This window comes from Alloyangia pacifica (assembly GCF_003111685.1).
Classification (GTDB): Bacteria; Pseudomonadota; Alphaproteobacteria; order Rhodobacterales; family Rhodobacteraceae; genus Salipiger; species Salipiger pacificus_A.
In genome coordinates this window covers 435,236-447,500 of sequence record NZ_CP022189.1, presented here as the reverse complement: position 1 = coordinate 447,500, position 12,265 = coordinate 435,236, and the positions used below count along the sequence as shown (strand labels likewise).

At 65.0% G+C, this 12,265-nt stretch carries 9 protein-coding genes; 3 read left to right on the top strand and 6 right to left on the bottom strand.

Annotated elements, in window-relative coordinates; translation table 11 throughout:
• Positions 1-525: 525 nt before the first annotated feature.
• The 3 genes from msrQ to CEW88_RS02125 form a co-directional block, all read right to left on the bottom strand.
• On the bottom strand, positions 526-1,146 hold the full coding sequence (gene msrQ / locus CEW88_RS02135; protein WP_108964483.1) for a protein-methionine-sulfoxide reductase heme-binding subunit MsrQ: 621 nt from the start codon (positions 1,144-1,146) through the stop codon (positions 526-528).
• 3 nt (positions 1,147-1,149) lie between these two features.
• Positions 1,150-2,052, bottom strand: coding sequence for a protein-methionine-sulfoxide reductase catalytic subunit MsrP (gene msrP, locus CEW88_RS02130; RefSeq protein WP_108964482.1), 903 nt, complete (start codon positions 2,050-2,052; stop codon positions 1,150-1,152).
• A gap of 82 nt (positions 2,053-2,134) precedes the next feature.
• Entirely contained in the window at positions 2,135-3,628 is a 1,494-nt protein-coding gene (locus CEW88_RS02125; protein WP_108964481.1) for an FMN-binding glutamate synthase family protein, read from the bottom strand.
• A 330-nt stretch (positions 3,629-3,958) separates the two neighbouring features.
• Here CEW88_RS02125 and CEW88_RS02120 point away from each other — a divergent pair, with 330 nt between their 5' ends.
• Complete coding sequence (locus CEW88_RS02120; RefSeq protein WP_108964480.1) at positions 3,959-4,441, top strand: fasciclin domain-containing protein; 483 nt, start codon at positions 3,959-3,961, stop codon at positions 4,439-4,441.
• Positions 4,442-4,610: 169 nt separating this feature from the next.
• On the opposite strand, the gene clpB is transcribed toward CEW88_RS02120, so the two are convergent.
• From clpB to CEW88_RS02105, 3 genes are all read right to left on the bottom strand, one after another.
• Entirely contained in the window at positions 4,611-7,226 is a 2,616-nt protein-coding gene (gene clpB, locus CEW88_RS02115) for an ATP-dependent chaperone ClpB (protein ID WP_108964479.1), read from the bottom strand.
• Positions 7,227-7,596: 370 nt separating this feature from the next.
• Positions 7,597-8,196, bottom strand: a complete 600-nt coding sequence (locus CEW88_RS02110) for an MlaC/ttg2D family ABC transporter substrate-binding protein (RefSeq protein WP_108964478.1) — start codon at positions 8,194-8,196, stop codon at positions 7,597-7,599.
• The gene (locus tag CEW88_RS02105) at positions 8,196-8,975 is read right to left on the bottom strand and encodes an MlaA family lipoprotein (RefSeq protein WP_108964477.1); all 780 of its coding nucleotides are present in this window, start codon (positions 8,973-8,975) and stop codon (positions 8,196-8,198) included. The genes CEW88_RS02110 and CEW88_RS02105 overlap by 1 nt, the downstream gene beginning before the upstream one ends.
• A gap of 166 nt (positions 8,976-9,141) precedes the next feature.
• On the opposite strand from CEW88_RS02105, the gene CEW88_RS02100 reads away from it, so the two are divergent.
• Together CEW88_RS02100 and CEW88_RS02095 are read left to right on the top strand one after the other, a co-directional pair.
• A complete protein-coding gene (locus CEW88_RS02100) occupies positions 9,142-10,872 on the top strand; it encodes a type I secretion system permease/ATPase (RefSeq protein ID WP_108964476.1) in 1,731 nt (576 codons plus the stop codon).
• Entirely contained in the window at positions 10,872-12,179 is a 1,308-nt protein-coding gene (locus CEW88_RS02095; RefSeq protein WP_108964475.1) for an HlyD family type I secretion periplasmic adaptor subunit, read from the top strand. The genes CEW88_RS02100 and CEW88_RS02095 overlap by 1 nt, the downstream gene beginning before the upstream one ends.
• Positions 12,180-12,265 lie beyond the last annotated feature (86 nt).

The window sequence follows — 12,265 nt, the reverse complement described above, 5'->3', positions numbered from 1 at the left end:
GTTGATATGCCAGGCTTGATCCATCGAAATGAACCAGTGCCGCCCGCATATCTCTTCAGATATCTGCGATGTCAAAGAGCGTGAGAGACAAAACCAGACCAGTGCGCCCTAACTTTCGGCGCGCCCGCCTGCCCGTCTCTCGAATTTCTTGTCCGCCTCGTCTGCGCCGGCCCCGCGTTTCCGCCCGCCGCCGCCCCGTCTGGCGTCCCGTCGTGCGCCTCAGCGCCGCCGGTGAGGGGCCTTTTACGGATACCCCCCGGCGCCTGCAAGCGGATTTTTCCGAAGAGACCGAAGTTTTTGCGAGCTTCCTGAATAACTGCGCAATAACAACAAGATAAGATTATATTTTTCTTCTTGGACCCACCCCAATGCCGCGTTTACCTTAGGTCCGCCCGAGGCCGGACACTCTCACATGGATCCAGATGTTGCGCGGCCCACAGGGTTATCCACATGCCTGTGCAAAAACCGCTGCGAGTCGCCTCAGAGGAGAGGCATGAAGATGCGCGCCCGACGCACAGGGCCACCCTACCCTCTCGCCCCTCCGACCGTACCGAGTCGGCCCAAGCTCCGTTTCTTCAGCCGCAGCGCCAGAAGCAGCACCGTCGCGCCGAGATAGAGGAGCGGCTCCATCTGGAATCCCTTGGTCAGCAGCACGAAGTGCAGGGACCCAAGCAGGACCGCCGGGTAGGTCAGCCAGTGGAGCTTGCGCCAGCGCTTGCCCAGGCGCCGGACCGAGAGATTGTTCGAGGTCAGTGCCAGCGGGATCATCAGGACAAAGGCCAGCATCCCGATGGTGATATAGGGGCGCTTGACGATGTCGGCCCAGATCTGCGCCGGGATCTGAACGTCGAGCACCAGCCAGACCAGAAGATGCAGGGTGATATAGAAGAAGGCGACCAGCCCCAGCGCCCGGCGGAAGCGCAGCAGGTTCAGACCGGCGTAGCGGCGCAGGGGGGTGATCGCCAAGACCAGCAGAAGAATCTGCAGCCCGAGCTCGCCCAGCTTGTGCTCGAGCGCGCGGATCGGCTCGACCCCAAGCCCTCCGGTGAAGCCGAGGTAGAGGAACCAGGCCACCGGCAGCGGTGCGACCATGTAGAGGAGCCAAGGCGGCAGGCGCCGACTTACGCTGTTGATCCAATTCACCATGGCTCAGAAACTCTTTGAGAGGTCCATGCCATCATAAAGGGCAGCGACCTCCTGCTCGTAGCCGTTGAACATGAGCGTCGGCTGGCGCTTGGCGAAGAAGCCGCCACCGATCGGGCGCTCGGTTGCCTGCGACCAGCGCGGATGGTCAACCTGCGGGTTCACATTGGAATAGAAACCGTACTCGCGCGGGTTGGCCTTGTTCCACGAGGTTGGCGGCTCGCTGTCGGTCAGCGTTACCCGGACGATCGACTTGATCGATTTGAAGCCATATTTCCACGGCACCACCAGCCGGAGCGGCGCGCCGTTCTGGTTGGGGATGTCCTTGCCGTAGATGCCAGTGGCCAGCAAGGTCAGCGGGTTCACCGCCTCGTCGAGCCGCAGACCCTCGACATAGGGCCAGTCGAGCACGGGGTAGGCAGTGCCGCGCATTTCCTCGGGACGGTAGAGGGTTTCAAAGGCGACATACTTCGCCCCTGACTGCACGCCCGCAAGCTCCAGCAGATCGGCAAGCTCGAAACCGTTCCACGGCACGACCATCGACCAGGCTTCGACGCAGCGGAAGCGATAGATGCGCTCCTCGACGGTCATCTTCGACAGGATGTCCTCGAGCGCGTAGTCACCGGGACTGTCAACCAAGCCGTCGATGGTCACCGTCCAGGGCTTGGTGGTGAGGGCACCGGCATAGGCCTTGGGGTCTTCCTTGCCGGTGCCGAACTCGTAGTAGTTGTTGTAGCTGGTGATCTCTTCCCAACTATTGGGCTCAAGCGTTCCCGCCGCCTGGCTGCGCCCGGCGAGACCGGCGAGCGCGATCCCGGCCGCGCCGCCGATGATCTGCCGGCGGTTCAGCCAATGCGCCTCGTCGGTGACGTGATGATCCTTGAGATCGCCTTTCCAGCGGAACGCCATCGGATGTCCTCCTGCACATCTGCCCCGTAACGGGTTTCGAGCAAGCTAGCGGAGAACCGCCGATCCGCCAAACAAAGCGATCTCACGTTGCGGTGTCCCCTCTGTAACTTGGGCGCAGCTTGGAGAAGGGGATCGAGCTGCCGTCGGCCTGCACGATGCGCACGTGGCGGCGGCGCATCTGGCGCGGCTCGGAGACGCCGACGGAATGCGCGATGGTCTCGACCTCCTTGATCACCGCCTTGGCGTAATTGGCGACCTTCTTGTACTTGTCCTCGACCACGAGCCCCTTCTGCAGGCGCGGGTCGTGGGTGGTGATGCCCGTGGGGCAGGTGTTGCGGTTGCACTTCAGCGCCTGGATGCAGCCCATCGAGAACATGAACCCGCGCGCCGAGGTGACGAAGTCGGCACCGAGGCAGATCGCCCAAGCGACGTCGGCGGGGTTCACCAGCTTGCCGGCGGCAACAATGCGGATGCGTTCCTTCAGCCCGTAGCGGTCGCGCAGGTCGACGATGCGCGGCAGCGCCTCGCGGATCGGCATGCCGACGAGGTCGATCAGCGGCATGGGCGCGGCACCGGTGCCGCCCTCGCCGCCGTCGATGGTGATGAAGTCGGGCGCGCTTTCTGGGCCGCGCTCGACGATCAGCTGGAACATTCGCTCCCATTCGTCTGACGAGCCGATCACCGTCTTGAAGCCCACCGGCCGGCCCGAGACCTCGCGAATGTGCACGATCATGTCGAGCAGATCCTCGAAGGTGTCGATCTCGCGGTGGCGGTTCGGAGAGATGCCGGGCTGACCGACCTTGAGCCCGCGGATCGCCGCGATCTCGGCGTTGACCTTCTCGCCGGGCAGGATGCCGCCCTTGCCGGGCTTGGCCCCCTGCGCCAGTTTCAGCTCGAACATCTTCACCTGCGGGCGGGCGCCCACCGCCGCCAGCTTGGCATCGTCGATATTGCCGTGTTCGTCGCGAATGCCGAACTTTGCGGTGCCGATCTGGTAAACCAGATCGCAGGCACCAAGCTCGTGGAAAGGCGCGAGCCCGCCCTCGCCCGTGTTCAGCCAGATCCCCGCCTCGGCAGCCCCGCGGCTCAGGGCCTCGACCGCCGGGCGCGAAATGGCGCCGTAGCTCATGCCGGAGATGTTGAAGATCGAGCGCGCCACGTAGGGAAGCTTGGCGGTCGGCCCGATCACCATGGGTTCCGTCACCGAGAACTGGTCGTCGAGCGGCGGGAAGACCGCATTCACGAAGATCGGCGTGCCGGGAATGTTGAGGTTGCGGGTCGAACCGAAGGCGACGGTGTTATCCTTGCCCTTGGTGGCATGGTAGACCCAGTCGCGCTGCGCTCGGTTGAACGGCATTTCCTCGCGGTCCATAGCGAAGAAATACTGGCGGAAGAATTCGCCGAGCTTGGTGAACCAGCCGCGGAAGCGGCCGATGACGGGGTAGTTGCGGCGGATCGCGTCGCCGGTCTGGGTGGTGTCGATCAGGTACAGGAGTACCACTGCCAGCACTGCAAGCCCGATGGCCACTGTGAAGACCAGTGCCAGGATTTGCAGGAAGTACATTGCCGCGCCCATTATTCCCTCGGATGTCTGTAGAACGTGTCGGTTGTCGAAGCGGGTTCGGCGGCATCGTTACAACGCTCGGCAGAGGGGGCAAAGCGAGAAGGGCGCCGCGGGACGCCTGCGCGGCATGTTAGCGACGAAGCTGCGCCGCCCCGGTGCCGTCCAAGCGCGGCCGGGCCGCGCCTGGCGCCCTCTGGCATGCCCTTCACGCCGGGCTGACGCCACCTCACAAGCGCGAGACAACCACGCTCCACGCCCTGATCTCGGCAAATGGGGGTGATCCGCCCCGACCTTCGCCGCGTAACCTTGGGTACATTCAATGCCGAACAGGAGGAGATCATAATGATCCGCATCACATCCGTTGCCCTCACCGCAGCCATGCTGACCGCCGCGCCCGCGCTGGCGGATTCGCACATGGGCAAGACCATCGTCGAGACCGCGCAGGACGCCGGGAGCTTCTCCACCTTGCTCGCCGCCGCCGAAGCCGCCGGGCTGGTCGAGACTCTGAACGGCGACGGGCCGTTCACCGTCTTCGCCCCCACCGACGAGGCCTTCGCCGCCCTGCCCGAGGGCACGGTCGACACGTTGCTGATGCCAGAGAACAAGGACAAGCTGACCGCGATCCTCACCTACCACGTGGTGCCGGGCAAGGTGATGTCCTCCGACCTGACCAACGGCATGATGGCCGAGACGGTACAGGGAGAAAGTCTCGAGATCATGACCGAAGGCGGTGTCACCGTCGGCGGAGTCAACGTGACCCAGCCGGACATCGAAGCTTCGAACGGAGTCATCCACGTGATCGACGGAGTGCTGATGCCGCAGTAATCCCCCCACGCGGTGCCGGCACCTCTTCAACCCCGGTCGGCGCCCGCGGCGTCAGCGAGGGGGCGCGGCAGCCAGCGCCGCGCCCCCTCTCATTTAGGGGCGCATCCCGCCCGCCAATGCGAAAGGCCCGCCGAAACGGCGGGCCTTTACTACGTGCGAGGCATGTCGCTCAGTGCACCACGGCGTCGTCCGGGCGGGGCCGGTTGCTGGCGCCGATGCGATCGCCGATGATCAGCCCGTCAGCCCCGGCACTCACCGGCACCGTGTCGCCGTCGTGGATGTCGCCGCCGAGGATCATCTCGGCCAGCGGATCCTGCAGCGCGCGCTGGATCACCCGCTTGAGCGGACGCGCGCCGAAGACCGGATCGTAGCCTTCCTCGGCCAGCCACTTCTTGGCCCCCTCGTCGAGCGTCAGTGTGACCTTGCGGTTCGCCAGACGCTTGAGCAGGCGCGCCAGCTGGATCTCGACGATGCCATCCATGTCCTCGCGCTTGAGCCGATCGAAGATGATCGTCTCGTCGAGACGGTTGAGGAACTCGGGGCGGAAATGCGCCCGCACCGCATCCATCACGTCGCGCTTGGCAGCGGCGCTATCCGCCCCATCGGGCAACTGGCTGAGCGCCTGCGAGCCGAGGTTCGAGGTCAGCACGATCAGCGTCTGCTTGAAGTCCACGGTCCGGCCCTGGCCATCGGTCAACACGCCGTCGTCGAGCACCTGCAAAAGCACGTTGAACACGTCCGGGTGCGCCTTCTCGACCTCGTCGAACAGCACCACCTGATAGGGGCGCCGCCGCACGGCCTCGGTCAGCACGCCGCCCTCGTCATAACCGACGTAACCCGGAGGCGCGCCAATCAGACGGGCGACCGCGTGTTTCTCCATGAACTCCGACATGTCGATACGGACCATCGCGCTGTCGTCGTCGAAGAGGAACTCGGCCACGGCCTTGGTCAGCTCGGTCTTGCCCACACCGGTCGGCCCGAGGAACAGGAACGAGCCAAGCGGACGGTTCTCGTCGTTCAGCCCCGCCCGAGCCCGACGCACCGCGTTGGCGACGGCGCGCACAGCCTGGTTCTGGCCGATGACCCGCTTGTGCAGACCATCTTCCATGCGCAGCAGCTTCTCGCGCTCGCCCTCGAGCATCTTGCTGGTCGGAATACCGGTCCAGCGCTCGACGACTTCGGCGATCTGCTCGGGACGCACGGCCTCTTCGACCATGACGTCGCTCTCGGCGTTCTCGGCCTGCTCCAGCTGCTGCTCGAGCTCGGGGATCTTGCCGTACTGAAGCTCACCGGCCTTGGCAAAGTTGCCTTCGCGCTTGGCGATCTCGAGATCGGCGCGCAGCCGGTCGAGCTGTTCCTTGATGTCCCGCGCCGAGGCCAGCTTGTCACGCTCGGCCTGCCACTTGGCGGTCATCTCGGCAGAACGCTCTTCCTGCTCGGCCAGTTCGCGCTCGAGCTTTTCGAGGCGGTCCTTGGACGCCTGGTCATCCTCGAGCTTCAGCGCCTCGACCTCGATCTGCATCTGCAGGATGTTGCGGTCGATCTGGTCCAGTTCCTCGGGCTTGCTGTCCACTTCCATGCGCAGGCGGGAGGCGGCCTCGTCCATGAGGTCGATCGCCTTGTCCGGCAGGAAGCGGTCGGTGATGTAGCGGTGCGAGAGCGTCGCCGCGGCCACGAGGGCCGAGTCCGAGATCCGCACGCCGTGGTGCAGCTCGTACTTCTCCTTTATGCCGCGCAGGATCGAGATCGTGTCCTCGACCGTCGGCTCCTGCACCATCACCGGCTGGAAGCGCCGCGCGAGCGCCGGGTCCTTCTCGACGTGCTTGCGGTACTCGTCGAGCGTGGTGGCACCGACGCAGTGCAGCTCGCCGCGGGCCAGCGCCGGCTTCAGCAGGTTCGAGGCGTCCATCGCCCCGTCCGCCTTCCCCGCGCCCACAAGCGTGTGCATCTCGTCGATAAAGAGGATGATCTCGCCGGCAGCGGTCTCGATCTCCTTCAGAATGGCCTTCAGCCGCTCCTCGAACTCGCCGCGGTACTTGGCCCCGGCGATCAGCGCGCCCATGTCGAGCGCCATCAGCCGCTTGTTGCGCAGGCTTTCGGGCACGTCGCCATTGACGATGCGCAGCGCGAGGCCCTCGGCGATTGCGGTTTTACCCACGCCGGGTTCACCGATCAGAACAGGGTTGTTCTTGGTGCGGCGCGAGAGCACCTGCATCGAGCGGCGGATCTCGTCGTCGCGGCCAATGATCGGATCGATCTTGCCCTGCTCCGCGGCCTCGGTCAGATCGCGCGCGTACTTCTTGAGGGCATCGTACCCCTCTTCAGCATTGGCGCTGTCGGCCGTGCGGCCCTTGCGAATATCGTTGATAGCCTCGTTCAGCTTCTGAGGCGTCACCGCACCGGCCTCCAGCGCCTCCTTGGCGCCGCTGCGCTCGATGGCGAGGGCCATGAGGACGCGCTCGACGGGAACGAAACTGTCGCCCGCCTTCTTCGCGATCTTCTCGGCCTCGTCAAGCACGCGCCCGGTGGCCGAGTCGAGATACACCTGGCCGGCGTCGCCCGAGACCTTCGGCTGTTTCGCGAGTTTCTGATCGAGGGTTCCCACCACCCGCTGCGGCGCGCCGCCGGCACGGGTGATCAGGTTGCTGGCCAGCCCCTGGTCATCGTCCATCAGGGCCTTCAGCAGGTGTTCGGGAACCAGCCTCTGGTGGCCTTCCCGCATTGCGATCGTCTGCGCGGCCTGAATGAACCCGCGCGCACGTTCAGTGAACTTCTCCAAGTTCATGCTGTCTCTCCTTCACAAGCGCCCGTCTGGATTTGCCCCGCCTGACAAGCAGCACGGAAAGGTCACGGGCCTCGGGGTAAAGATGGGCGCAGACCCTGAACGGTTCAAGAACATCGCGGGTGAAAAAATGCCGCATCAGGGGGTTGGGGCGATCTTGATGCCGCGGTGCACATCGCTGCCGATCTCTTTGCCACATCCTCCCCCAAGACCTGTCCGCCCCAGTTGGCGCCGCACAGCAAAGGGATGCAAGCCGCCGCCGCCGAGCGCGCACAATTCGACGATTTCCAGCCGATCGGCGCTGCGGGTGCCCGGACGGTACAGGCGGCGCCCCGCAAAGCGCGCGCGCCGATCCTGACCGCTAGAGACGCGGTCAGCCCGCCTGCCGGAGGTCGGCTATCATCGCGTCGATATCGCCACGGCGCCGGTCGAGCATGGCGCCGATCTCGGTCCGCTCGGTGAGCAGCATGTTCACGCCCTCGACATACATGTTGTAAAAGCGCCCCGATTTCTCACCGACGAAGAAGCTCACCTCGAAGGGCGATTGCCCGCGCAGCTTGGCAACGGTGGCGACCTGGTAGGCGTTCTTCACTTTCTGCGTGCCGGAGACGGTGATCGCGCTGCCGATGAACTTGCGGAACTGCTTGCCGTACTTGCGCGCGGCGTACCCCTGGAAGGCGCCGGTGAAGGCCTTCTTCTGTGCCGGCGTGGCGCGGCGGCCATCAGCGCCCATGACGTAGGCAGCGATATAGGGCATGTCGCCGTAGCGCACGAAGATGCGCTCGAACTCGGCGATCATCGCGGCTTCGGATGCGCCCGAGGCGATCACCGCGTTGACGTCCCCGACCAGCCCCTGCACCAGCTTTTCCGCCTGGGCCGCGCTGGCCGCGAGCGCCACGCCCGGTAGCGCCGCCAACGCGGAGGCGCTCAGCGCCCCGGCAAGAAAGCCGCGCCTGCTCGTGAAATGCCCCATTAGAAACCCTCCGTGTCCATGGCCTCGGGATCGATGAACCCCGATCCCTCGATACTCTCATCGCCAAGCTCGTGCCGCCGCTTCTCGAGCCAGATCACCCGCGCCTGCGCATAGCTGTCGGCGCTGCCCTCCATCACCGCATCGATCACGTCGCCATAGTCGCTGCGCTTGATCATCAGTTCGCCGAGCCGCGCGCCGTAGCGGACATAGCGCTGCGGCGAGGGGAGCACATAGGCGAAGGGATCGGTGAAGAAATCGACGAAGAGACCCACCGTCTCGCGCTCGGTCGAGGGGCCGAGAACCGGCAGCTCCATATAGCCGCCCTCGGGGAAGCCCCAGACGTAGAGAGTCTCACCGAAGTTGCTGCGATCCTCAAGCAGACCCATGGGGCTGGCCACGTCCATCAGCCCGGCGATCCCCAGCGTCGCGTTGACCGAAAACCGCAGCGTGTTGCGCGAGGCGCGCAGCAGCCGCCCCTGCAGCAACTGATTCACCACGGTCTGCGGCAAGGCGACCGTATCGGAGAAATTCACCACCCCATTTTTGACAGGATCTGGCAGGGATTCGATGAATCCGGGCTCTCCGTCACCCGATAGGCGGGAATAAACCCTCTTGTTAAAAGCATGTACGCGGCGATTGGCGGGTTCTTGCGGATCAAAGACACCGTCGCGTGTTTCGCCGGGTCCGGGAGTCGCGCATGCGGCGAGCCCCGTGATAAGTACCAAGGCCGCAAAAGCCCGAAAACCAGGAGCACGGCCGGTCAGCCCGGGAATTCTCATTAGGAAAAATCCGATCTTGATGTACAAGATCTTCCTACTTGCTATCGCGACGGACCCCAAGGGGCCTCGTATTTCCTGCTGGCCTCGTGTCGTGACAGTAACATGAAAATTCTTCAAGTCTGCACCGCAGACGGGATATTCACAATTGGAGAGCGAAATAGCGCTCATGAAAAATAGAGTGAAAGACGCAGGGGCAGACGAGCTCGCATCTGTCCGCAAGCAAAGCCGACCCTACTATTGGTTCGTCGGTATATTCAGTTTTTTTGTCAACCTCTTGATGCTCACAGGCCCGCTCTACATGCTGCAGGTCTACGACCGTGTGCTGGGGTCGCGTTCAGAAGCCACACTGCTCGCGCTGACCGCCCTGGTCGTTTTCCTCTATGGCATGATGGGTATCCTCGATTACGCCCGCGGTCGGGTCATGGCCCGCGTCGCCGCCCGCTTCCAGGCCGCGCTCGACATGCGCGTCTTCGATGCCGTGATCCGGCGCTCGGCGGTGAAGCAGGATGAGCTTGCGGCCACCGGCCTCAAGGACCTCGAAGCGGTGCAGCGGTTCATCGGCTCGCCGGTGCTCATGGCGCTCTTCGACCTGCCCTTCACCCCGCTGTTCATCGCCGGTATCTTCGTCTTCCACGCTTGGCTCGGATATCTCGCCATCTTCGGCGGCCTGATCCTTGTGGTCATCACCCTGCTCAACACCACGCTGAGCCGCAATCCGACCCTCAAGTCGAACCGCGCCGTCCTGCTGGCCGAGCAGACCTCCGAGCAGATCCGCCTCGACGCCGAGACCGTGCAGGCCATGGGCATGCGCGGCGCCGCCTTCAACCGCTGGGACAAGGCCCGCTCCGAGGCGCTGAGCGGGCAGATCTCGACCAACGACCTCGTCGGTACCTTCACCACGATGACCAAGAGCTTCCGCATGCTGCTGCAGTCGGCGATGCTCGGTCTCGGCGCCTATCTGGTGCTGCAGAACGAGCTGACCGCCGGTGCGATGATCGCCGGCTCGATCCTGATGGGCCGCGCGCTCGCCCCGATCGAGCTTGCCGTCGGTCAATGGCCGCTGGTGACCCGCGCACGCAAGGGCTGGGACAACCTGTCAGAGCTGCTCGGAGAGATGCCCCAGGAGCCGACCCGCACCGCTCTGCCAAAGCCGCGCGCGCTGCTCGAAGTGCAACAGCTCACGGTGGTGCCGCCGGGTGAACAGCAGGCCTCGCTGCGTCTCGTCTCCTTCGACCTGCGGCCCGGCCATGCGATCGGCGTGATCGGCTCCTCGGGTGCCGGCAAGTCGACGCTGGCCCGGGCGATCACCGGAGTCTGGCGTCCCGCCGGCGGGCGCATCCGCCTCGATGGCGCGACGCTCGACCAGTACGACGAGGATCTCGGCAAGCACATCGGCTACCTGCCGCAACGCGTCAGCCTGTTCGACGGCACCATCGCCGAGAACATCGCGCGGCTCGCCGAAACACCGGACCCGCAGAAGATCGTCGAGGCGGCCAAGAAGGCCGACGCCCACGAAATGATCCTCAAGCTGCCCAAGGGCTATGACACCCGCGTCACCGCCACCGGCGGGCGGCTCTCGGGCGGGCAGATGCAACGCATCGGCCTGGCCCGTGCGATGTACGGCGATCCCGTGATCCTCGTGCTCGACGAGCCCAACTCGAACCTCGACAACGAGGGCAGCGAGGCGGTGAACGCCGCGATCCGCCGCCTCAAGGAAGAGGGCAAATCGGTGCTCATCATGGCGCACCGTCCGGCCGCGATCCGCGAATGCGACCAGCTGCTTATGCTCGAGCATGGCGCCCGCGTCGCATTCGGTCCGAAGGACGAAGTGCTGCGCTCGCAGGTCAAGAACCACGAACAGATCACCCGGCACGCCGGGCCCGGAGGTGTCCGCTGATGTCGCAGACAACCGACAAGCGCTTCCCGCTCAAGAAACCGCTGATCCTTGGGCTCGGGGCCCTGCTGATCCTCGTTGGAGGCTTCGGGACCTGGGCGGCAACCACCAACATCTCGGGCGCCATCGTCGCCGGCGGCCAGATCCAGGTCGAGCGCAACCGTCAGGTCGTGCAACATCCCGATGGCGGCGTCGTGCAGGAAATCCTCGTCGACGAGGGCGACACCGTCGAGGAGGGCGAGGTTCTGGTCAAGCTCGACCCGACCCTGCTGCAGTCCGAGCTGAACATCGTCGAGGGCCAGTACTTCGAGCTCGTCGCCCGCCGCGCCCGCCTGCAGGCCGAGCGCGACAATGCCGACGAACTGGCCTTTGACGAGACGCTGCTCAAGGTGGCCGAATATGACGACGAGGTCGAGGACCTGATCGAAGGTCAGCGCAATCTGTTCTTCGCCCGGCTGGAGTCGCTGCAGCGCGAATCCGATCAGCTGGCCAAGCGCCGCGACCAGATCGTCAACCAGGTCGAGGGCATCGACGCCCAGCAGACCGCACTGAAAAGCCAGCTTGCGCTGATCGAGCGGGAACTTGGCGACCAGCAGTCGTTGCTCGACCGCGGCCTCGCCCAGGCCAGCCGCGTGCTTGCCCTGCAGCGTGAAGAAGCCCGGCTCGCTGGCGAGGTCGGCGATCTCACCGCCCAGAAGGCCGAGGCCGAAGGGCGGACCACGGAGATCGACATCGAGATCCTGAAGCTCTCGACCACCCGCCGCGAAGAGGCCATCACCCAGCTGCGCGACATGCAGTACCGCGAGCGCGAGCTCGCCGAGCAGCGCTCCGCCCTGCTCGAGAAACTCAAGCGGATGGAGATCCGCGCCCCGGTGAGCGGCGTGGTCTACGGGCTGACCGTCTTCGCGCCGCGCTCGGTGATCCGGGCTGCCGATCCGGTGCTCTACCTGATCCCGCAGGACCGGCCGCTGGTGATCACCGCCCAGGTGCCGCCGATCCACATCGACCAGGTTCACGTCGGCCAGCAAGTGACCTTGCGGTTCTCGGCGCTCGACCAGCGCCGCACGCCGGAGACCTTCGGCACGGTGACGCAGATCTCTGCGGATGCCTTCACCGACCAGAACACCTCGTCCAGCTTCTACCGCGCCGAGATCATGCTCGACGAGGGCCAGATCGAGAGGCTGCCCGAGGGCTCGACCCTGGTCCCTGGGATGCCGGTCGAGGCCTTCCTGCGCACCGCGGATCGTACGCCGCTCGCCTACCTGGTGAAACCCTTCACCGATTACTTCTCGAAGGCGTTCCGCGAGTAACCTCGGGAAGAACTTTTGATCAGGGGCCGCATCCATCTGGATCGCGGCCCCTTTTCTTTGCCACCGCTCGGGTCTAGCGTCCGCTC